The sequence below is a fragment of the Streptacidiphilus sp. MAP12-20 genome (assembly GCF_041262525.1).
In the GTDB taxonomy this organism is placed as follows: Bacteria; Actinomycetota; Actinomycetes; order Streptomycetales; family Streptomycetaceae; genus Streptacidiphilus.
The window spans coordinates 1-21,430 of sequence record NZ_JBGCCK010000034.1 but is presented as its reverse complement, the minus strand read 5'-3'; the positions used below and the strand labels follow the sequence as shown (position 1 = coordinate 21,430).

The 21,430-nt window shown below is 70.5% G+C and carries 21 protein-coding genes; 7 read left to right on the top strand and 14 right to left on the bottom strand.

Annotated elements, in window-relative coordinates:
- Positions 1–24: 24 nt before the first annotated feature.
- The 5 genes from ABIA32_RS31300 to ABIA32_RS31280 form a co-directional block, all read right to left on the bottom strand.
- Positions 25–1,725: an AbgT family transporter gene (locus ABIA32_RS31300; protein ID WP_370102853.1), complete on the bottom strand. Its 1,701-nt coding sequence runs from the start codon at positions 1,723–1,725 to the stop codon at positions 25–27.
- Positions 1,725–3,278, bottom strand: a complete 1,554-nt coding sequence (locus ABIA32_RS31295) for a M17 family metallopeptidase (protein WP_370102851.1) — start codon at positions 3,276–3,278, stop codon at positions 1,725–1,727. Before ABIA32_RS31295 ends, ABIA32_RS31300 begins: the two co-directional genes overlap by 1 nt.
- A 462-nt stretch (positions 3,279–3,740) precedes the next feature.
- A complete protein-coding gene (locus tag ABIA32_RS31290; RefSeq protein ID WP_370102849.1) occupies positions 3,741–4,994 on the bottom strand; it encodes an amidohydrolase in 1,254 nt (417 codons plus the stop codon).
- Positions 4,995–5,086: 92 nt separating this feature from the next.
- Positions 5,087–5,956, bottom strand: coding sequence for a hypothetical protein (locus tag ABIA32_RS31285; protein ID WP_370102847.1), 870 nt, complete (start codon positions 5,954–5,956; stop codon positions 5,087–5,089).
- Positions 5,957–6,033: 77 nt separating this feature from the next.
- Positions 6,034–6,636, bottom strand: a complete 603-nt coding sequence (locus tag ABIA32_RS31280) for a hypothetical protein (protein ID WP_370102845.1) — start codon at positions 6,634–6,636, stop codon at positions 6,034–6,036.
- Between the two features lie 234 nt (positions 6,637–6,870).
- Here ABIA32_RS31280 and ABIA32_RS31275 point away from each other — a divergent pair, with 234 nt between their 5' ends.
- The 3 genes from ABIA32_RS31275 to ABIA32_RS31265 all read left to right on the top strand — a co-directional run bounded on the left by ABIA32_RS31275 (position 6,871) and on the right by ABIA32_RS31265 (position 9,514).
- Positions 6,871–8,172: a YhgE/Pip domain-containing protein gene (locus ABIA32_RS31275; RefSeq protein WP_370102843.1), complete on the top strand. Its 1,302-nt coding sequence runs from the start codon at positions 6,871–6,873 to the stop codon at positions 8,170–8,172.
- A gap of 105 nt (positions 8,173–8,277) precedes the next feature.
- A complete protein-coding gene (locus ABIA32_RS31270) occupies positions 8,278–8,913 on the top strand; it encodes a VOC family protein (protein WP_370102841.1) in 636 nt (211 codons plus the stop codon).
- Between the two features lie 37 nt (positions 8,914–8,950).
- On the top strand, positions 8,951–9,514 hold the full coding sequence (locus ABIA32_RS31265) for a PadR family transcriptional regulator (RefSeq protein WP_370102839.1): 564 nt from the start codon (positions 8,951–8,953) through the stop codon (positions 9,512–9,514).
- Positions 9,515–9,524: 10 nt separating this feature from the next.
- Here ABIA32_RS31265 and ABIA32_RS31260 read toward each other — a convergent pair whose 3' ends face one another.
- Entirely contained in the window at positions 9,525–9,935 is a 411-nt protein-coding gene (locus ABIA32_RS31260; RefSeq protein ID WP_370102837.1) for a nuclear transport factor 2 family protein, read from the bottom strand.
- Between the two features lie 26 nt (positions 9,936–9,961).
- Complete coding sequence (locus tag ABIA32_RS31255) at positions 9,962–11,170, bottom strand: M48 family metallopeptidase (protein WP_370102835.1); 1,209 nt, start codon at positions 11,168–11,170, stop codon at positions 9,962–9,964.
- Positions 11,171–11,312: 142 nt separating this feature from the next.
- Here ABIA32_RS31255 and ABIA32_RS31250 point away from each other — a divergent pair, with 142 nt between their 5' ends.
- Both ABIA32_RS31250 and ABIA32_RS31245 read left to right on the top strand, forming a co-directional pair.
- Positions 11,313–13,487 (top strand): MMPL family transporter, encoded by a 2,175-nt coding sequence (locus ABIA32_RS31250; RefSeq protein ID WP_370102833.1) that lies wholly within the window; start codon positions 11,313–11,315, stop codon positions 13,485–13,487.
- Positions 13,488–13,560: 73 nt separating this feature from the next.
- Positions 13,561–14,274: a spermidine synthase gene (locus ABIA32_RS31245; protein ID WP_370102831.1), complete on the top strand. Its 714-nt coding sequence runs from the start codon at positions 13,561–13,563 to the stop codon at positions 14,272–14,274.
- 25 nt (positions 14,275–14,299) lie between these two features.
- Here ABIA32_RS31245 and ABIA32_RS31240 read toward each other — a convergent pair whose 3' ends face one another.
- The 6 genes from ABIA32_RS31240 to ABIA32_RS31215 all read right to left on the bottom strand — a co-directional run bounded on the left by ABIA32_RS31240 (position 14,300) and on the right by ABIA32_RS31215 (position 18,451).
- Complete coding sequence (locus tag ABIA32_RS31240) at positions 14,300–14,587, bottom strand: DUF5808 domain-containing protein (protein WP_370102829.1); 288 nt, start codon at positions 14,585–14,587, stop codon at positions 14,300–14,302.
- A gap of 371 nt (positions 14,588–14,958) precedes the next feature.
- Entirely contained in the window at positions 14,959–15,471 is a 513-nt protein-coding gene (locus tag ABIA32_RS31235; protein WP_370102827.1) for a putative immunity protein, read from the bottom strand.
- A 54-nt stretch (positions 15,472–15,525) separates the two neighbouring features.
- Positions 15,526–15,774, bottom strand: a complete 249-nt coding sequence (locus ABIA32_RS31230; protein WP_370102826.1) for a hypothetical protein — start codon at positions 15,772–15,774, stop codon at positions 15,526–15,528.
- Between the two features lie 10 nt (positions 15,775–15,784).
- Positions 15,785–16,690 carry an SPFH domain-containing protein gene (locus tag ABIA32_RS31225; protein ID WP_370102824.1) on the bottom strand — a complete coding sequence of 302 codons (906 nt, stop codon included), beginning with the start codon at positions 16,688–16,690 and terminating at the stop codon, positions 15,785–15,787.
- Positions 16,691–16,724: 34 nt separating this feature from the next.
- Complete coding sequence (locus ABIA32_RS31220) at positions 16,725–17,468, bottom strand: ABC transporter permease (RefSeq protein ID WP_370102822.1); 744 nt, start codon at positions 17,466–17,468, stop codon at positions 16,725–16,727.
- Positions 17,465–18,451 (bottom strand): ATP-binding cassette domain-containing protein, encoded by a 987-nt coding sequence (locus ABIA32_RS31215; RefSeq protein WP_370102820.1) that lies wholly within the window; start codon positions 18,449–18,451, stop codon positions 17,465–17,467. Before ABIA32_RS31215 ends, ABIA32_RS31220 begins: the two co-directional genes overlap by 4 nt.
- A gap of 123 nt (positions 18,452–18,574) precedes the next feature.
- Between ABIA32_RS31215 and ABIA32_RS31210 the strand changes: the two genes are divergently transcribed.
- Together ABIA32_RS31210 and ABIA32_RS31205 are read left to right on the top strand one after the other, a co-directional pair.
- Positions 18,575–19,552: an RNA polymerase subunit sigma-70 gene (locus ABIA32_RS31210; RefSeq protein WP_370102818.1), complete on the top strand. Its 978-nt coding sequence runs from the start codon at positions 18,575–18,577 to the stop codon at positions 19,550–19,552.
- Between the two features lie 78 nt (positions 19,553–19,630).
- Entirely contained in the window at positions 19,631–20,242 is a 612-nt protein-coding gene (locus ABIA32_RS31205; protein ID WP_370102816.1) for a maleylpyruvate isomerase family mycothiol-dependent enzyme, read from the top strand.
- 28 nt (positions 20,243–20,270) lie between these two features.
- Here the strand turns inward: ABIA32_RS31205 and ABIA32_RS31200 are convergent, their stop codons facing one another.
- Positions 20,271–21,101, bottom strand: coding sequence for a serine protease (locus ABIA32_RS31200; protein ID WP_370102815.1), 831 nt, complete (start codon positions 21,099–21,101; stop codon positions 20,271–20,273).
- Positions 21,102–21,430 lie beyond the last annotated feature (329 nt).

Here is a 21,430-nt window from a genome sequence, read left to right as displayed (position 1 = left end):
ACCTCCGAGGCAGCACCCCGCCGCTCAGATCTTGACGGGCGCACCCGGGCCCATCGGAATCCCGATCAAGTACCAGACCACGAAGAACAGGAGCCAGGCGACGCCGACGACCAGGGTGTAGGGGACCATCAGCGAGATGACGGTGCCGACACCGGACTTCTTCTTGTACCTCTCGCAGAGCAGGACGATGAAGGGCAGGTAGACCATCAGCGGAGTGATCACGTTGGTCGGCGAGTCGCCGACCCGGTAGGCGGCCAGAACGGTCTGCGGTGCGACGTGCAGCCGGAGGAAGAGCGGCACGAAGATCGGCGCGAAGATCGCCCACTTGGGGATGATTCCCGGGATGATCACGTTCAGCAGGTAGGTGACCAGGATGAACATGATGAGCAGCCAGATCGCGCCGATGTTCGCGCTTTCGAGCTGATCGGCGAGCTTGACCGCGGCGACGGTCGCGATGTTGCTGTAGTTGAAGTAGGCGATGAACTGGGCGATGATCAGCAGCAGGAAGATCAGCCCGGCCAGACCGGAGAAGGTCTTCGTGATCGCCTCCATCGTGGCCGCACTGCCCCTGAGGGTCTTCGCCCCGGCGCCGTAGGCGAGGCCCATGACCAGGAACGCGATCATGATGATCACGATCAGGCCGTCCATGAACGGGGAGTCCTCGAAGAGGCTGCCCGTCTTGGGATTCCGCAGCGGCGCCCCGGGGATGAACGCGAGCAGTGTGATGGCGACGACCACGCCGACCAGCGCCAGACCGGCGAAACGCATCCCGCGCTTCTCGGCCGCCGCGTCGAGGCGCTCCTTGGGCTCTGCCTCGGCCTCTCCGCCCTCGTACCGGCCCAGCCGCGGTTCGATGATCCGCTCCGTGACAAAGGTGATCACCGCGGTGAGGAAGATGGTCGAACCGATGGCGAAGTAGTAGTTGGCCGTCAGGTTGAGCGACTCGCCGGGTTTGACGAGCTTGATCGACTGGTTGGTGATCTCGGTGATGATCCCGTCCACGGGAGCGATCAGGATGTTGACGCCGAACGCGGCGCTGACCCCGCCGAACGCCGCGGCGATCCCCGCCAGCGGATGGCGCCCGGCGCCGATGAAGGCGACTGCTCCCAACGGGATCAGCACCAGGTATCCGGCGTCCGTGGCGACGCTGGAGATGATGCCCGCGAAGACGATGATGGCCGTCAGGGCCCAGGCCGGTGCGAGGTTCACCAACTTCCGGATCAGTGTCGCGATCAGCCCGGACTCCTCCGCCAGGCCGACGCCGACCATGACCACGAGGATGACGGCCACGACGCCGAAGTCGTTGAAGTTGTGCGTCATCGAGGTGAAGAGGAACCGGACGCCGTCGCCGGAGAGCAGGCTCTCGACCTTCTTGGTCTCCATCACCGTCACGTAGTTATGGGTGTACTGCGAGTCCGCGGGGAGTTGTGTGCCCGGATACTCGGTGCCCCCCTCGTGCAGCTGCGTCGCGGGCACCGGGACGGACTGGGCGGTCTCGTAGGTGGCGTGCACGTTGAAGGCGGAGAGGATCGCGGACAGCGCGATCACCAGCACGCACAGCAGCAGGAAGATGACGGCGGGGTGCGGGACCTTGTTGCCGACCCGCTCGATGACGTCGAGGATCCGCTGCATGCCGCCGCCGGCGGACTTGCCCTTACCCGTCGCGGTGGCGGAACTCCCCTTCTCGTCACCGGAATCGGAGTCCATGGACGCGAGCACGCTCATCAGCGGGTCACCTCGCTCACGCCGTGGAGCGCGGTGCCGCTCTCGGAGGCTTCGGGGGGCGAGAAGTCCAAGGCGAGCTGGGCGAGCAGTCGCGCCCCGAATCCGGTGCAGCCCTTGGGACGCCAGGACGCGGCCCGGTCGTTCTGGGCGGGGCCGGCGATATCGATGTGCGCCCAGGGCCGGCCGGCCACGAAGTCCTCGAGGAACAGCGCGGCGTGGATCGCGCCGCCGTTCGGGCCGCCCATGTTCTTGATGTCGGCGAGGTCCGAGTCCAGTTCCGCCCGGTAGCGCCGCGCCAGCGGCAGCTGCCAGGCGGGCTCGTCCGCCTTGAGGGAGGCGTCCAGCACCTGGTCGACCAGGCCCTGCGCGTTCCCGAAGACCCCGGCGATCTCCGCACCGAGCGCCCGCAGGCAGGCGCCGGTCAGGGTGGCGATGTCCACGATGGCGTCGGTGGGCTCCTCGGTGGCGAGCACGAGCGCGTCCGCCATGACCAGGCGGCCCTCCGCGTCCGTGTTCAGCACCTCGACGGTCTTGCCGCCGCGGATCCACAGGACGTCGCCGAGCTTGGTGGCCGAACCCGAGGGCATGTTGTCCGTGCACATCAGGTAGCCGGTCACCGCGGTCCGGCAGCCGAGGCCGCCCAGCACCGACATGGCCGCGAGGACGGCCCCGGCACCGGACATGTCGTTCTTCATGGTCGCGTGCACCGCGTCCGACGGCTTGAGACTGATCCCGCCGGAGTCGTACATGATCCCCTTGCCGACCAGGGTGAGCCGTCCTCGGGGTGGCCCGTCCGCGGCGGGCGGCGTGTAGCTGAGCTTGATCATCCGGGCCTCGTCGACGCTGCCGGCGTTGACCCCGAGAAGGCCGCCGCACCCCATGCGTCGCAGGGTCTCCTGGTCGAACACCTCCACCTCGAGGCCCGTCTCGCGGCCGAGGTCCAGGGCGCACTCCGCGATGCGCGCGGCGTTCAGCAGACTGGGGGGCGAGTTCGCCAGATCCCGGGCGAGCAGCGTCGCTCGCGCCAGCCACCAGCCGCGCCTGGCCCCCCGCTCCGCGTCGGCGCGCGCGGCCTCCGGCAGCACCAGCGTCAGCGATGCCAGGCCAGGAGCCGCAGGCTCCGCCTTGAGCGGATCGAACGAGTAGCGCGCCATCAGGGCGCCCTCGACGAGAGCCTGCGCCGCCGATTCCACGCCTTGCCGGTCCGTCTCGGGCAGGGTGGTCGCGAGGTGGGCACGAGCTGTGGCGGCGAGGGCGAACGTGGCGGCGGCGTCGCGTAGTTCGGTCACGCCCACGGTGTCGGCCGGACCGATCCCGTAGAGCACGACCGGGCGCCCGCCGGGGCCGGGGCTGAGGAAGGTCTCACCGACCTTGCCCTGGAACCCCGCCGCGGCGAGGTCGGCCGCGCCGAGCCACTCGGGCGGCTCGCCGCCCCGGGCGATCGGCACGCCCAGCACCGCCGCTGTCGCGCCGTCGGCCGACGCGACGACGGAGACGTCGCAGGAGCGACCCCACGACGGAATTGGGTCGAAGTCCTCTGCGTCCAAGGCCATCCCCGGCTCCTCCCGGCCCGCGGTTGCCAGCGGTGCGGATGCACGAAGTCAGGCAGGCCACGTCCAGTGGTCCCACAGTCACCGGTTCGTCACACTCCGGCACGCCGCCCGCTGCGCCGACCGGGCGACGCCGCTGCTCCCACCGGCTCACGGCCTCACCGGCTCAGCGCATCGAGCGAGCGCGTGGGCCGCCAGGTATCCCAGGGCGTTCGTCGCCCCGTGCAGGCCCATGGGTGCATGCAGGCTTCCACCAGCACGGTGCACGGGGCGGCGCCGGTGCCGATCGGTCGCCGGAACCACGCTCCGGGAGGTGTCACGAGGGTCAAAGCCGGCACGTTCTGCGCGACGAAGGGCCAGGCGGCGACGAGCAGCCAGCAGACCAAACTGACTTGCGAGCCCGGGTCGGACGGTCGTCTGGTGTGGACGCGGGTTCGCAACGGCTGAACGCAGCGCCCTGGGGGATCAGGGTGCGCCGAGCCAGGTCAACGCCGCGATGACGAGCGCTTCGACACCGGTGCTCAGGGTCGGCTCGATGACCGGGGCGAAGAACGGGGAGTGATTGCCCGGCAGTTCGTCGAGGCGGCCCTCCATGAGAGCGGCGAGGGTGGGCTCGGTTTCGAGGCCTCCCCAGAACCAGAAGACGGTCGGTACCGCGATGGCCTGTCCGAACACCCCCACGTCCTCGCTCGCGTTCACGAGCGGCATCGTCTGGATCCGCTGCGCGCCGAAGTACTCGGTGAAGACGGCCATCGTGGCCTTCGTGGCGTCCGGCTCGCTCACCAGGGCCGGGGCACTGCCGAACCAATCGAGATCCGGTTCGGCCACGGCGGCGCTGGCCGCTGATTCGGCTCGCACGATCCGCTCGACCGCCGCTCGGACCAGATCGCGCGCCTGCGGCGTGTAGGTGCGGATGTTGACCCCGAGTTCGGCCCTGTCGGGGATGATGTTCTCCTTCGTGCCGGCCTGAAGGCGGCCCACGGTGACCACGGCGGGCTCGGCCGGCGGTACCTCGCGGGCCACGATCCCCTGCAGCCGGGTCACCACATTCGCCGCCATCAGAACCGGGTCGATCGTCGACTCCGGACGGGAGCCGTGCCCGCCCTTCCCGTGCAGGGTGATGTGGAGGGAGTCCGCCGCAGCCATCACGGGTCCGGTGCCGTAACCGATGAAGCCGGCCGGCAGTGGCGCGACGTGCTGGCCGAGTACGATCTGCGGCTCGGGGAAGCGTTCGAAGAGCCCGTCGTCGACCATCCCGCGCGCGCCGACCGCGAGTTCCTCGGCCGGCTGGAACACCACCAGCAGCGTTCCGCGCCACTGGTCCCGCGACCGCGCGAGGAGCGTGGCGGCGCCGACGAGACACGCCGCGTGCATGTCGTGGCCGCACGCATGCATCACCGGGACCTCGCGGCCCTCCTGGTCGACGCCGCGTGCCACGCTCGCGTACGGCAGGCCCGTCCGCTCCTCCACCGGAAGCGCGTCGAAGTCGGCCCGGAGCATGACGACCGGGCCCTCGCCGTTGCGCAGCACCCCGACCACGCCCGTCACGCCCACCTGCTCCGCGACCTCGTCGCAGCCGGCCTCCCGCAGATGCCGCGCGAGCACGGCAGCCGATCGGGTCTCCTGCAAGGAGAGCTCCGGATGCTGATGCAGGTCCCGATAGAGGTCGGCCAAGCTTTCCCGGATCTCCGACAGGCCCTCGACGACCCCATGAACCATGGTCCAGCCTCTCTGTGCGCGGATACGGGCAAGGTAAGCCCGGAGCCCGCCGGACGCGAGACGAGATCTTGGGCCGCCAGGGTCGGGCCCTCTCAGCCGGGCTCGCGCGGAGGGTGGCTCTCACGCCGTTGGATGCGCTCGCGAGTGACGTCCCAGCGGAGTCGCGCCTCAGCGCGGAGATTGCTCCATTCCTGGCGCACCTCCCCGTCAGGGGTTTCCTCCCCACGGCGGATGCGCTCCAGTTCGATGACGACCTCACGGCCGAGGGCGCCGGCGCCGACGGTGATCAGCATGACGACGAAGAGGGTTGAAATCATCGCGAAGACCGCGCCGACCGGGCCGTAGCGGGAAGCCGAGGTGCTGAAGTAGACGGGCAGATAGGCGGTCGCCCCCATCGAGTAGGCCGCCTCCGCCATCGCCGCCGCCACGGCGAAGGGGAGCAGGTCCCTCCAGGAGAGCCGCCGATTGGTCAGCAACAGACCGGTCAGCAGCAGGAACGCGCAGCTCAGGGGAGCGGTCAGCCATGCGGAGGTGGCATCCAGGGAGCCCGAACGCCCGGTGACCGCTCGGATCCAGGTGGCGCCGGTCAGGTACACCGCGAGCGCGGCGATCCAGAGCAGCCCGTTGGCGGTGTTGCGGACGCCCAGTGGTTTCAGCTCCCATGTCTGCTCGAAGAATCGCTGCCCGGCACGGGTGAAGCTGAGCACGGAGATCAGCAGGAACGGCACGCCGAGGAGGTTGGTGCTCGTCTGCTCGTCGGCGGAGAAGATCTGCTGGACGGCGTCCGCGCCGCCGCCGGTCAGGCCGTAGCGGGCGACGATGCGGCTCGCCGTGTCCTGCTGTCCGACGTAGCCCAGCAGCGGACCGAGGAGGATGGCGAGCGCGATCATCGCTGTCAGTGCCGTGGAGGCCAGCGCCATGGCGCGGTCGAAAGCGACGATGCGCTGGAAGCGGTTGACCACGCGCAGCACGAAGGCGGGGCGCAGCCAGAACGTCAGAGTCCTGACGACACGTCGGCGCTCACGGTCCGCCGGGCTGTTCAGAACCGTTGCGCCTTCGCGATCACGGGGATCAGCGTGAGCGCGGCATCCTTGGTGCTGAAGGCGACCGGAGTGGCCTTCGCGCCAGGTGCGAGATGCTGCGTGCCGACGATGTCGGTGTCGATCACGTGTCCGGCCGGGTCGGTGAAGTCGATCTGGACGGCGTAGGAGGCTTCGGCGCGGCTGCGGTTGGTGATGTTCACGATGACCGCGTGCAGCCCCCCGGTCTCCGCCTTGGGCACACCCGTGACCTGGACGTCGGAGACGGCGTCGCCCCGCCCGGTGACGTGTGAGAGCTCGGAACGGTAGAGGGCGGCGTTCTGTGCGGCCTGGGCGGCGGCCGAGGAGGCGAAGGCCGAGGCCTGGGCCGCGTTCGAGGCCGAGGCTGAGGCCGCCGACGCCACCCCGGCGGAGGCCAGGGACTTGAGAGCGGAGGGCCCGACTCCCGAGGCGCCGGTGGCCGGCCCCAAGGCGCTGGTCGTGGAGCCCGAGAAGTTGTTGCTCGTCGACGTGGAACTGCAGGCGCTGAGGCCGAGGGTCAGCGCGCCCACGAGGGCCAGGGTGTAAGCGACGGGGCGGGAGCGGCGGCGGACGCTGGGCATCGGTCGGTCCTCACGATCGTGGTCGGATTGCCTTCGATTAGACTCTCGCGTCCGCCGGACCGCGACGCGGCGCCACCCGAGCCGGTGACGCGCGACTCCTCCGGACGGGTGCGGTGGACGGCTCGCCCCGACGTCCGCGAGGCCCCGCGCCGCGTTGCCGCGTTCTGCCGCTGCGCCGATCCTGAGCTGGCGGTCAACTGCGCCGACGACCCGTCCAGAACCCTTCGGAGAACCATGGCCTCCGCCAGCTCCCAGCGACCGACACAGCGCCCGGCACCCCGCCAGACACGCGCAGCCTCGCTGCTGCGCCGACCCAAGCTGTGGCTCCTCCCCACCGTGATGAGCGCACTGCTCGCGCTGCTGCTGTCCCTGCTCTACATGGGCGGCATCCTGACCCCGAGCCAGGACCTGCACCGGCTGCCGATCGCCGTGGTCGACGCGGACCAGGGCCCGCCGTTGCCCGGTCAGCAGCAGAACCTCGGCGCCGAGATCACCCGGTCCGTCACCACCGCCAGGGCTGGGGGAAGTCCGGTCGAGTGGCGCACGCTCAGCCAGAGCGAGGCCGCGGACGAGCTCGCCTCCGGCAAGGTCTACGGCGCCCTGGAGATCCCCGCCGGTTTCACCGCCTCCGTCGCCGCGCTCACCACGGCGAACGCCACCGCGCATCCGACGATCACGGTCCTCACCAACCCGGCCAAGGGCAGCCTCGGCTCGTCGCTGGCCAGTCAGATCACCCAGAACGCTGCCCACCAGGCCTCACTGACGATCGGCAAGCAGCTGACCGCCTCCCCGGCCACGGCGCAGACCGGCTCCACGACCCGCCTGCTGCTGGCGGACCCGGTCGAGGTCGTCACACAGGCAGGCCACCCGCTCGGCGCGCACAGCGGCCTGGGCCTGAGCGCGTTCTACTACACGCTGCTGCTGGTGCTGGCGGGCTTCCTCGGCGGCAACATCATCAACACCGGCGTCGACACCGCCCTCGGCTACGCCGACAACGAGATCGGCCCCTGGCACACCCGCCGCCCCACCGTGCCGATCAGCCGCACCCAGACGCTGTTGCTGAAGATGGTGATGAGCGCGGGCATCACCGTGCTCAGCACCACCCTGGTCATGGTGGCCACCATCGCGATCCTCGGCATGGACGCCTCGCACATCCCGCTGCTTTGGATCTACTCCTACTGCGCCAGCCTCGCGGTCGGCCTGGGCGTCCAGGCACTCAACGCCGCGTTCGGCGGGATCGGACAGCTCGTGGCGATGTTCGTCTTCATCGTCCTCGGCCTGCCGTCGTCCGGGGCGACCATCCCGCTGCAGGCCGTCCCGTCCTTCTACCGCTTCCTGGCGATCTTCGAGCCGATGCGTCAACTCAGCGACGGGGTGCGGGCCATCCTCTACTTCGACGCGCGCGCCGACGCCGGCCTCACCCGCGCCTGGATCATGATCGCGATCGGCTTCGCGCTCGCCCTGCTCTTCGGCTTCGGGATGACCCGCTACTACGACCGCAAGGGCCTGCACCGGCTCACCCCGCAGCCTGCCTGACGCCGTCGGCGGCACGCCCGGCGGCGTTCGGCCGGATGCGTTACCCGACGGCGGTCGGCGCGTGGCGAACGGCGTCGAGGGGACGGGGCGAGCCATGATGACCGGGTGCGATTGGATCATGTGTCATACGCGGTGGCCCGCGACAGTTTCGTATCGACGGTGCAGCGGATCGGCTCCGCCCTCGGCGCGGGGTTCGTCGACGGCGGGGTGCACCCGCGCTTCGGCACCCGCAACTTCGTGCTGCCGCTGGCCGGAGGAACCTACGTCGAGGTGGTGACCACGCTCGACCACCCGGCGGCCGACCGTGCGCCCTTCGGGCAGGCGGTCGCCAGACGCGCCGCGGAGGGCGGCGGCTGGCTCGGCTGGGTGGTCGCCGTCGAGGACATGGCACCGGTCGAGGCGCGCCTGGGCCGCACCGCCGCCGAGGGCCACCGGGTCCGCCCGGACGGCTTCGACCTGCACTGGAAGCAGATCGGGCTGCTGGAGCTGATGGAGGATCCGCAGCTGCCCTACTTCCTGCAGTGGCTGGTCGGCCCGGACCAGCGGCCCTCGGCGGAGCCGCGCACGACCTCGCGGATCCAGGGGCTCTCCATCGCCGGGGACGCCGCGGCGATCGCCGACTTCCTGGGGGAGCCCGCCGACCATCCGCTCGACCAGGTGGACGTCACCTGGGTGGAGGACGAGGAGCCCGGCCTGGTGGCCGTCGAGTTCGCCACCGAGCGGGGCCCGGTGACGATCTGAACCCGGACGGGGGTCCGAGGGCCGGTAGCCTCGGGGCATGGCGTTGCGCAATGCGGTGATGGCCGCACTCCTGGAGGGCGAGGCGTCGGGTTACGACCTGGCCAAGGAGTTCGACGCGTCGGTGGCCAACTTCTGGATGGCCACTCCTCAGCAGTTGTACCGGGAGCTGGACCGGATGGAGGCCGAGGGCCTGATCCGGGCGCGCCTGGTCGAGCAGGAGCGGCGACCCAACAAGCGCCTCTTCTCGCTCACGGAGGCCGGTCGCGTCGCCCTGCGCGCATTCACCGCCGATCCGCCCCGGCCCACCGCGATCCGGGACGAGCTGCTGGTCAAGGTCCAGGCGATCGACGCGGGGGACGACGAGGCCGTCCGTGCCGCGATCCGCGAGCGGGGGGAGTGGGCGCGGGCGAAGCTCGCCCGCTACGAGCGCCTGCGCGCCCGGCTGCTGGCCGGGCGCAGCGAGCACGACTACCTCGCGCACGCCGAGCGCGTCGGCCCGTATCTCACGCTGCAGCGCGGGATCGCCTTCGAACAGGAGAACCTGCGCTGGGCCGAGCAGAGCCTGGCTGTCCTGGACCGGCGCGCCGCTACCCTGCGTTGACCGGCTGCCGTCACCCGGCCTCGGCGGCCTCCGCCTCGAAGGCATCCGCCTCGGCCTTGATGGATGCGAACTGCGCACCCATGCGTGCCGCGAGCGCCTCGGCCGCGCGCAGCGGGCGCACCATGACCTTGAAGTCGACGATCTTCCCCTCGTCGTTCCAGGTCAGGAAGTCGCAGCCGTTGATCTCCAGGCCGTCCACCGTGGCGACGAACTCGTAGGCGTGGTGCGCGCCGCCCTGAATCTCGCGGACGTAGCGGAAGTCGTCGAAGACCTTGACCACGCCGCGCAGGATCGCCGCCGTGATCGCCTTGCCGGGGTAGGGCCGGAACGCGACCGGGCTGGTGAAGACGACGTCGTCGGCGAGCATCGCCTCGACCGCGTCCATGTCCTTGGCTTCGATCGCCTCACGGAAGGACTTCATCAGGCACTCCATAGTCAACTAATTGATTAAGGTGCCTCGACAGTAGGTCCGCTCGGGTGCTCTGTCCAGGGCAGGCGGGGCGGGTCCGGCAGGCCGTGGGTCGCGGCCCAGGCGCGGGCCTGGGCGATGCGGGCGAGGGTGGGCGGATGGCTGCCGAAGAGGAGGACGGCGAGGGGGTGGGGCTCGAGGTCGGCGAGGTTGAGCACCGCGAGGCGGCGCTGCATCGCGACGACGGTCTCCGGGGCGCGGGTCAGACCGAGTGCGTAGGTGTCGGCGCGTGCCTCGACGCGTCGGCTGAACGCGAGGCGGACCGGTCCGCCGGCCGCGCCGATCGCCGTGGCGAGGGCGAGCACCAGCCCCAGCGACCTCGGGTCGGCCGGTCGGCTGACGCCGGCGGCGTGCAGCAGCGGGCCCCAGCGCAGGGCGGCCGCGATGAGGCAGACGGTGGCGGCCGTGCCGAGGGAACCGACCAGCGTGCCGATGAGCACGTCCCTTCGGGCGGCGTGGCCGAGCTCGTGGGCCGCCACCGCGGCGACCTCCTCCGGGGCTGCGCGCTCCACGGTGGTGTCCCAGACGACCACGCGTCGGGTGCGTCCGATGCCGGAGACGTAGGCGTTGGTCGCCGTGGTGCGCCGGGAGGCGTCGGTCAGCAGAATGTCCCGCACCCGCACGCCGGACGCGTCGACCAGGGACATCAGCTGACGACGCAACGGCCCGTCGGGCAGCGGGGTGAACCGGTTGAAGAGCGGCTCGACGACCACGGGCAGCAGAAACGACAGCAGGAAGACCAGCCCCGCCGCGCCCGCCGCCGCGTAGGTCCACCAACTGCCGGGCAGCGCCCGCATCAGCCCGTAGAGGCCGACGGCGGCGCCGGCGAACAGCACCGCGCCGATCGCGAACCCCTTCGCCGCGTCGGCGGCGAACAGCCGCCACGAGCGCATGGACAGACCCCACCGCCGGTTGACGACCTCCATCCGCGCGGACACCGGCAGCGCGAGCAGATACATCACCAGCAGGAGGGCGATCGCGCCCAGCACGGCGGTGGCGATCCAGCCCCCGCCCGCGATCCGCCCGGCGGCGCGCACCAGCGCGGCGCCGAGCGGGGTGAAGCCCAGGACGGCGGGCACGACCAGGCCGAGCGACGCGGAGGCGTAGCGCAGCGGCACGGTCTCCCGCTTCCTGGCCCGGGAACGGTCGATCTGCTCGGGGGTGAACTCGGCTTCCAGACCTGGCATGCGTCCAGTGTGCGTGACGGCGGGCCTGCGCCCGTACGGAGGGCACGGAAGGGCAGGGAAGGGCAGGGAAGGGAAGGGCGCGGCTCCTCGGACGGCGCAGCTCGGCGGGCAGGTCGGCGGGGTGCCGTGCGACGGTGGGCGCGTGTCGACCTACCTGTTCCGTCTCGCCCAGTGGGCTTTCCGGCGGCGCCGCCTCGTGCTGTGCCTGTGGCTCGTCGCCGTGGTCGCCACCGTCCTGCTCTCGGTGGTCAGCGGGGGCAAGACCAACGACAACTTCACCATCCCCGGCACCGAGTCGCAGCAGACCGCGGATCTGCTCAAGGCGAAGCTGCCCGCTCTGGCGGGCGGTCAGATGCAGGTGGTGTTCGCCACCCACGGCGCGGTGAAGGTCACCGATCCGGGGCCGAAGGCAGGGATCGAGGCGGCAGTCGCAAACCTGGCCAAGGCACCGCAGGTGGCCTCGGCGAGCGATCCCTACCAGGCGAAAGCGGTCTCGCCGAACGGTCAGGTCGCGCTCGGGCAGGTGCAGTTCTCCGCCCAGCCTGCGGACGTGAAGGACGCGTCGCTGAACGCCGTCCAGGACGCCGTGGCCCCCGCGAGGGACGCCGGCGTGCAGGTCGAGTACTCCGGCAGCGTCTACCCGGGGTGGCGGCTCGTCCCCTCCGAACTGCCCGAGATCATCGGGCTGGTCGTCGCGTTCATCATCCTGCTGGTCACCTTCGGGGCCCTGGTCGCCGCCGGGTTGCCGATCCTCACCGCGGTCATCGGCGTGGTGATCACGCTGACCGGGGTCACCGCTCTCGCGGCGGTGATCACCATCGCGTCGGCGTCGACGACCGTCGCACTGATGCTGGGACTCTCCTGCGGCATCGACTACGGCCTGTTCATCCTGTCCCGGCACCGCAACAACCTGCTCCAGGGCCGGGAACTGGAGGAATCGGTGGGCCTGGCCGCCGGGACCGCCGGCAGTTCCGTGGTCTTCGCCGGGCTCACCGTCGTCATCGCACTCTGCGGCCTCTCCGTCGTCGGCATCCCCTTCCTCACCGTCATGGGCCTGGCCGCGGCCGCCGCCGTGGCGATCGCCATGCTGATCTCGCTGACCCTGCTCCCGGCGATGCTCGGCTTTGCGGGGGAGAAGGTCACCAACTTCATCAGCACCCCGCTGCGGCCCGGCCATCACGAGGACGTCGCGGTCACCGCCGCCACCGCTCCGCATCGGACCTTCGGCGCGGCCTGGGCCCGTTTCGTGGTCCGGTTCCGCGTGCCCGTGCTCATCGGGGGAATCGCGCTGCTCCTGCTGCTGGCGGTGCCGGCCCTGAGTGTCCAGCTCGGCCTGCCCAGCGGCTCCTCGAAGCCCACCTCCGACACCTCCCGCCGGGCCTACGACCTGACGACGGCCGCGTTCGGGCCCGGCTTCAACGGGCCGCTGCAGGTGGTGGCGGACGGTGTCACCTCGCCGCAGACCGTGCAGACCATGGCGACCTCGCTCAGCAAGATCCCGGGTGTCGCCGTGGCGACGCCGGTCACCGTGGCCAACGGCATCGGCGTCATCCGCGTGGTCCCGACGACCGGCCCGAACGACCCGGCCACCGCCGACCTGGTCAACGCGCTGCGCGACAACCGCGCCACGATCGCGGGAACCAGCGGCGCGACGATCCTCATCGGCGGCGTCACCGCCTCGAACATCGACGTGTCCGCGAAGCTGTCCTCCGCGCTGCCGGTGTTCCTGGTGGTGGTGGTCGGCCTGGCCTTCGTCCTGCTGACCTTCGCGTTCCGGACGATCCTGGTGCCGATCACGTCGATCCTCGGCTTCCTGCTCTCGGTGTCCGCGGCGTTCGGCATGCAGGTCGCGCTCTTCCAGTGGGGCTGGGGCCAACGGGTCTTCGGCATCACCAAGTCCGAGACGATCAGCTTCCTGCCCATCATCATGCTGGCGATCATCTTCGGCCTCTCCAGCGACTACGAGGTGTTCGTCGTCTCGCGGATCAAGGAGGACTACACGAAGACCGGCGAGGCCAGGAACGCCGTCGAACGCGGCACCGGCCTGGCGGCGCGGGTGGTGACGGCGGCCGCACTGATCATGTTCGCGATCTTCGTGGCGTTCATGTTCAGCAAGGACCCCACCATCAAGGCCATCGGGTTCAGCTTCGCGGCGGGCGTCTTCCTCGACGCCTTCGTCGTCCGCCTCGCCCTCGTGCCCGCCGTGATGGCACTGGTCCGCGCGAAGCTCTGGTACCACCCGCAGTGGTTCGCCAAGTACGTGCCCGACCCCGACATCGAGGGCGAGAAGCTCACACACCGGCTGTCGGGCGGTTGACGGAGGTGGGGGCTCGCGCGTGTCAGACTCCGAGACGACAGTCTTCGCGCACCACCCTGCTGGGGGAGTTCTTGTGAGTCTCCGTTTCGAGGAACTCGACTGGCGGCAGACGCCGATGGGTGAGCTCGTGCTGCGCCGGCGTTGGTACCCAGCGGTGGGCAAGGACGTCTACGAGATCAAACTGAACGACGAGTACCTGATGTCGAGCCTTTTCACGGTCGCCGAGGTGGAGCTGGCGCGCCTGGCTCTCGCGGAGCTGGCGGACGCCGCGGGGACCTCCCTCGACGTGGCCGTGGCCGGGCTCGGCCTCGGCTGCACGGCGCAGGCGGCGCTGGAGAACCCGTACGTGTCCTCGCTCGTCGTCGTCGACGCGCTGAGCGAGGTGATCGAATGGCACGAGCAGGGCCTGATCGCCTCCGGCGTGGCGGCGGACCCTCGCTGCACGCTGGTCCACGGCGACTTCTTCGCGCTGATCCGCTCCGCCGTCGCCCTCGACCCCGCCGCCCCGGACCGGCGGTTCCACGCGATCCTCGTCGACGTCGACCACTCGCCGCGGCATCTGCTGCATCCGAGCCACGCCGACTTCTACGAGCCCGCGGGCCTGCTGCGACTCCGGGCGCAGCTGCGACCCGGCGGGGTCTTCGCGCTCTGGTCGAACGATCGGCCCGACGAGGAGTTCATGGCGAAGCTTGCACAGGTCTTCGGCGAGGTGCGGGCCGAGGTCGTCACCTTCGACAACCCACTGCAGGAGCGCGCGGCGACCAACACCGTCTACCTCGCGAGGTAGCTCGGCGGCCCCGAGACCGGCCTCGTCAGTCCGGCGGGCAGAAGCGCCCGACGACGCGGGCGAGATTCACGCCGTAGCCGACCCCGAAGGCGTGCGGGGTGAACAGCGCGTTGTTGTCCGGGTCCCAGAACTCTGCGCGCACCCGCGCGGGCGTCGGCGGGCGGAAGTCGTACGGCAGGCCGACGATCCGGCCGTGCCAGCTGCGCTCACCGGCGGGCTTGCGCAGTTCCTTGGCCACGGCGGCGCCGACGATCCCGCAGGCGGTCAGCAGGACGACGCGGTTGAGGGTCTTGTTGCCGGAACGTGAGGTCATAACAGGACGCTATGCCGGGTGCGCCCCGGAGGAAAGGGCCGAACGGTTGGCGGCAGCGGGTTCCGTCGGGAACCCGCCCGGGCGGGCTCCGACGGACCCGGCTCAGCCGGAACGGCGCAGGCCCTCGACGGCGACCAGGGTTGATCGAGCCAGGCTGGCCCGCGCCGGTAGCCCGCCCGGTCGAAGTAGGCCAGTCCCTCGTGGCTCAGCCGCGAACAAAGCTCGGGGACCCGTTCCGCCACAGGTCGGTCCCACTGAAAGGGGTGCGCTGAAGCCGCCCCTGGAACGTGCGCACCAGGAACTCCACGATGCCGCAGTCGTACCGGGTCCACGCCGCCTCGCGGGGACCGTGGTGCCTGCGGCCTCCTGCGTCAGTCGAAGACCGACCAACAGATCTCGTTGCGCAAGCGTTGATCGTCCAGGACAAGTTCGCGAATCGCCGCCGGAAGCTGTTCACGCTGCCAGCGGCACTCGAGCTGTCCGGCGCCCTCGGTCTCGCCTGCGGGAGCCGCGGCTCGCACAGTCTTGATCGCGCAGGCGGCGGCTCCGAGCTCGTGCGCGGCGACATGCGCCACCACCGCGGCCTGGCCGGCAGCGAATGCCGCGTGGCGAGCCGCTCCGTTCAACACTCGTGCCGCAGCCATGGCATGGCCGCCCGCTGCGCGGGACTCGGACATCCTGATCTCTCCGCGAGCCCATGCCCGAATCTGCTCGATCGCCTGACGCGGCCGGGGGTCTGCGGGCTGCGCCGACTCGAAGAAGTGCAGCACGTGTTCCGCGCACGCTGCCGCCCACAGGGCCAGGAGCCGATGGTCGGAGTCTGTAAGGGTCCCGCCGCGTCGAACAGTGATGAACCGGGGGTCGCGCTCCTTGGGCAAGATCACACTTCGACGGTACAGCGCGGGCGGGCGGCTCCGTCCAGGACGGCTCTCACGCCGTCACTCCTCAGCCGTCCCGTCGGCCGGCGGCTCGTCGGCGGGGGCCGGTGCGCTGCCGTCCTTCGGGGGGCGGCCGCGGCGGGGCATGGCGCCGACGTTGCCGGGGAGGCGGCCGGCCTGGGCGAGGGCTGCCCGCAGGACGTACTCGATCTGGGCGGTGGTGCTGCGCAGTTCGTCCCCGGCCCAGCGGGCCAGCGCGTCGTGGACCTTCGGGTCCAGGCGGAGGAGGATCTTCTTGCGTTCGGTCACCTGCCCCCGCCTACTGGTAGAGGGAGCCGGTGTTGACCACGGGCTGGGTGGCGTGGTCGCTGCACAGCACGACAAGCAGGTTGCTGACCATCGCGGCCTTGCGTTCCTCGTCCAGGTCGACGATGCCCTGGTCGGCGAGGTCGTCGAGGGCCTGGCGGACCATGCCGACCGCTCCCTCGACCAGCCGCTGACGCGCGGCGACCACAGCGTCTGCCTGCTGGCGCCGCAGCATCGCCTGGGCGATCTCGGACGCGTAGGACAGCCGGGTGATGCGCGACTCGATCACGTGGACGCCGGCGGAGGCGACCCGGGCGGTGATCTCCGCGGAGAGCCGCGAGGTGATCTCCTCCGCGTTCTGACGCAGCGACAGCTGCTCGTCGCGGTGCGCGTCGTACGGGTAGTTGCCGGCGATGTGCCGGACCGCCGTCTCGGTCTGGATCGCCACGAACTGCACGAAGTCGTCGACCGCGTAGACGGCCTTGGCGGTGTCGTCGACCTGCCAGACCACCACGGCGGCCATCTCGATCGGGTTGCCGTCGGCGTCGTTGACCTTCAGCACCTCGGTCTCGTGGTTCCGGATCCGGGTGGAGATCCGCTGCCGTCGGGTGAACGGATTGACCCAGCGCAGACCCGTGTCCCTCACGGTTCCCGCGTAGCGGCCGAACAGGGAGACCACCCGGGCCTGGCCCGGCGAGACCGCGGTCAGCCCGGCCAGCAGCAGGACACCGGCCACGATGGGCACGGCCGCGAACTTCGAGGCGGCACCAGTGGAGTTCGCGGCCAGCACCGCGCCCGCGACGATCAGGACCAGGCCGCCGGCCAGCGCCGGTCCTCCGGGCCAGGCGCTCGCGGGGTGCTCGCTCACCGGCGACTGCGGCATCCGGGCCTGGATCCCGCTGGGCTCTTCAGCAACCATCGGGCTGCCTCCTTCTCTGACGTGCGGGGTGGGTTCAGTGCCGCTCGGTCTTGGTGCCGGTGATCATTCGTTCGCGGTCGAAGAGCTTCGCGACGAACCGGTAGGCGGCGAAGTCGATCACCAGCAGGCAGCCTGCGAACGCGAGGGCGGTCGTGAGCGTCGGCTTGATCACGCCGAAGGACATGAGCGCGATCACGGCGACCGGGGGCAAGCTACCCAGCGTGCTCAGCTGCTGGGCGACGCGCGTGTCGTTGGCCTTGGTGGAGACGGCGATGCCGACCCAGACCGCCCAGCAAGCCAGCAGCGGGATGTAGAAGACCTCGGCGAGCATCTGCGGCGCGTGATAGATGGCCGTGGCGATCACCGCATTCGCGCCGATGCCCACGACCGTCAGGAAAACGCCGAACACGAGGTAGGAGAGCACGATCGCGGGGATGAGGTTCGCGACCGCCTTGCCGATCAGCAGTTCCTCGCGGCGGATCGGTGTGGTCAGCACCGGCTCCAGGGTTCCCTGCTCTCTTTCGCCGACCACCGAGTTGGCCGCGACAGTGGCCGGTAGCAGGACCGGGATCAGCATCAGGATCATCAGGGAGGCGCCGACCTGGGTGTCCAGCTTCTGGCTGTTCACCGCCGCCTTGCTCGCCAGGATGGTGGCCGTCGGCGAGATGAGGAAGAGGACCGGGAAGACGGCCATCGTGGAGAGGATGAAGCGGTTGCGGCGGAACTCGGTGAGCTCCTTGCGGACGACCGCGCCGATCTGGGCCGTGGCGGTGGTCATCGGGATCCGCCTTCCTGGTCCTCGACCAGTTCGAGGTAGACGTCCTCCAGCGAGTGCCGCGCTTCGCTGATCGACAACACGTCCGCCCCGGCGGCCACCAGGGCGCGGACCGCCTGCGGCGCCGCCTGGGCGGGATCGGACACGGCCAGTACGTAGCCGGTCGTGCCGTCGGTCACCCGGGTGTCGTGCTGCCAGCCCTCGACGGCCGGGAGGCCGGTGAAGACGAGGTCAGCGTCTGGGAGGGGTGCGGAGGTCGTGATCTCCAGCGACCTGTCGAAGAGGGTGTGGCGCAGTTCGTCGGGTCGGCCGATCGTCTGCAGGCCGGTGTTCATGATCGCGATCCGGTCGCAGAGCCGTTCGGCCTCGTTGAGCCGGTGGGTGGTGAGGAAGACGGTGACGCCGCGCTGCCGCAGCGAGTCGATCAGGCCGTGCACATCGTGCGCGGCCACCGGGTCCAGTCCGGAAGTCGGCTCGTCGAGGAACATCACTTCAGGATCGTTGAGCAGCGCGCGGCCGAGGGCGACCCGCTGGCGCAGTCCCTTGGACAGACTCCCGCACGGGTCCTCCGCGCGGTCGCCGAGGTTGACGGCGTCCAGTGCCTCCTCGATCCGGGCGGAGCGCTTCGACAGGCCGTACAGGCGGGCGAAGAACTCCAGGTTCTCCCGCACGGTCAGCCTCCGGTACAGCCCCGGAGCCTCCGGCATGATCGAGATCCGCCGACGGATCTCCACCTCGTTCTCCGGGGTCAACGGGATACCGGCCACCGTCGCCGACCCGGAGGTCGGCGTGATCAGCGTGCCCAGGATCCTCACCGTTGTCGTCTTGCCGGCGCCGTTCGGGCCGAGGAATCCGAACACCTCGCCGCGAGCGACGCTGAACGACACGTCGTGCACGGCGGTCCGGCCACCGAAGCTCTTGCCCAGATGGCTGACCTCGACCGCCACGGGGTCGCTCGCGGACCGGCCGCTTTCTGCTGCGTGCATCGGGCCCTCCTTCGCTCCGGTCGGTTCTCTATGTCTAGCATAGTGATATCACTTTTTGAAGAGTGTTGAGCCCTCCGCAGGCAATCCGTCGTGCGGGTTCGTCATCATGGACGGGTGGCTGCGATGCATGGATCGACTTTCGCCGAGACTGCCCTCGAACCCCTCCGAGGGCCGCTGACGGGCTACTGCTACCGCATGCTGGGCGCTGCCGGCGAGGTCGACGACGCGGTGCAGGAGACGATGCTGCGCGCCTACCGGAAGCTCGACCGGTACGACCCGGACCGGGCAGGCCTGTCCACGTGGGTGCACACCATCGCCACCAACGTCTGCCTCGACCTGCTGCGCGGTGCCCGCCGCCGCGCGCTGCCCTGGGATCTCGGCCCCGCCGCGACGGACGGGGTGCTCGGGACGCCGCTGGCGCCGACGCACTGGGTGGAGCCGATGGCCGACTCGCGGCTGTTCCACGTCGCCGACCCGGCCGAGCTCTCGGCGCGCCGGGAGTCGGTCCGGCTGGCCTTCGTCGCGGCCCTGCAGTGGCTGCCGCCCCGGCAGCGGGCCGTGCTGGTGCTGCGCGACGTCCTCGGCTTCTCCGCCGCGGAGGCCGCCCAGATCGTCGACTCCTCGGTCGCGTCCGCGAACAGCGCGCTGCAGCGGGCCCGGGCGACCCTGGCCGAGCACCGCCCCGCTCCGGCGGACGTGCCCGACCCGACGGACACCACGCAGCAGGAGCTGCTCCGCGCCTACGTCGACGCCTTCGAGGCCCACGACGTGGAGCGGCTGATCGGACTGCTCGCCGAGGACGTGCGCTCCGGCATGCCTCCCTTCGCCTGGTGGCTGCACGGTCCCGCGAGCATCGGGGCGGCCATGACCGCCGGCGCGGACGCCTGCGCCGACCACCGACTCCTGCCGGGGGCGCCCGCCAGCGGCTGCCCGACGCTCGGCCAGTACCGGCCGGACCCCGACGGCATGCTGCGACCCTTCGCGCTGCTCGTGCTGGAGCTGCGCGGGAACCGGGTCGCCGAGATCGTCACCTTCCTCGGCTGGGGCGAGCGCTTCGCCGAGTACGGACTCCCGCAGCATCCGGAAAGTCTTCTGTCGTAGAGCGATGAGTTCGCGGCCCTCGCCTCGTATGAGGGAGTGAAAGGCATGTCCACTCCCTCAGCAGGAAGAGCGAACCCCATGACTCCGAGAACAACAGAGCTGCAGGCGCAGACCCATGCCGAGCGCGAGCGCCTCGCCGCGCTCCTCGCCGATCTCACCGAAGCACAGTGGGACGCTCCGTCCCTCTGCGCCGGCTGGCGGGTGCGCGAGGTGGTCGCCCACATCACCATGCCGTTCCGCACCGGCACTCCGAGCTTCGTGGCGGGAATGATCGCCGCGGGCTTCTCCTTCAACCGCTACGCGGACCGCGTCGCCCGCCGCGACGCCGCCCGGATGACCTCGGACGAGCTGCTCGGCACCTTGCGCGACAACGTTCGCCACCCCTGGCAGCCGCCCGGCGGCGGGCCGGCCGCCGCGCTGAGCCATGACGTGATCCACGGCCTGGACATCACCGAGCCCCTCGGGCTGCCCCCGGCTCCGCCCGAGCGCATCGCCGTGGTCCTCGAACACTCGCGTCCCCGCGCCCTCGCCTACTTCGGCGTCGACCTCGCCGGACTCGAACTGCGCGCCACCGATGCGGACTTCCGTCTCGGCACGGGTCGGGTGGTGGAGCTGCCCGTCAAGGACGTCCTGCTGACCGTGACCGGCCGCCGCCCCGTCCCGCACCGGGCCACGGATCCCGCACTCTGACGGGCGCTACGCCCTTGAGTCCCGGTGCTCAGGGGCGGGGCAGACCGCAGCCGGCGCGGGTCAGGTCCAGCTGGTTGCCGGGGCCGAAGCAGGCGGGGATGTAGTACGTCTCCTCGGCGTAGTTCGTGCCCTGGTGGACGGTGACGTTGCCGTTCGCGTCCACTTCGCAGGGGTTGTTGACGGTGCAGGACTCGCCGTTCTCATTGCCGGTGTTGTTGACCGCGACCACCTGTCCGGTGGAGGTGTCGATGACCGGTGAGCCCGAGGTGCCGCCGATGGTGTTGCAGCTGGGGGTGTAGCGCACCGAGTCCTTCCAGACCCAGTTGCCCTCGTCGAGCTGGTTGACGAAGCCGTCGATGGAACAGGAGTAGGTGGTCTGCCAGTAGCCGGAGACCACCTCGATCGACGCACCGGCTGCGGGATGGCTCTCGGACATCACCAACGGGCTGATGCCGTAAGTGTTCTGGATGTCGGCGTAACTGTTCGTCAGCCGGTAGATCGTCACGTCGGTGTTGGTCATCGTCGCGTAGGCGACCTTGTCGGCCTGCAGCGTGCCGAGGCCGTTGCCGGAGGCGTCGAGCAGGGTGAACGTGCGGCTGGAGGGCTGGTCGACGATCACCTGACCGGGGTCGGGCATGCCGGACTCCAGGCAGTGGCCGTTGGTGAGGACCAGCGCCGGGTCGCTGGGGGAGGAGTTGGCGAAGCTCACCACCGAGCCGCTGCAGTCGTCGAGGGCGACGGTCCCGGCGAAGCTGACGGAGACATCCGCGGTGCTCGCGTGCGCGGGCACGGTGACGGCGAGGGCGCCTGCGCCGGCGAGCAGCAGGGCGGTGGCGGCGCTGAGCAGCTGTCGTTTCACGAGACACCTCTCGGAGTGGTGTGGGAGCGAATGCCACCAAACTGGCGTGTCCATGACGTACTGTCAAGAAGGCTCGTCGGGACGCCGAGTGGGCCGGGCAGCGGTGCCCGGACTGCTTGATCGCGGGGGCCCTGGTGTCGTTCTTCGGCAAGGCAACGCTGACCGACGCGTCGAACCGCGGGGGTTTGGCCGGGCCAGGACGGGTTAGCCGCCACGTGACGCTTATCTGTCGGACGCTGAAAGACATCTCACGTGCCTAACAAGTCAAGCAGCGACGGCCAGATCTGCCGGGACGGAGGTGAAAGCGTGCTGTTCGTCGAAGAGCTGCC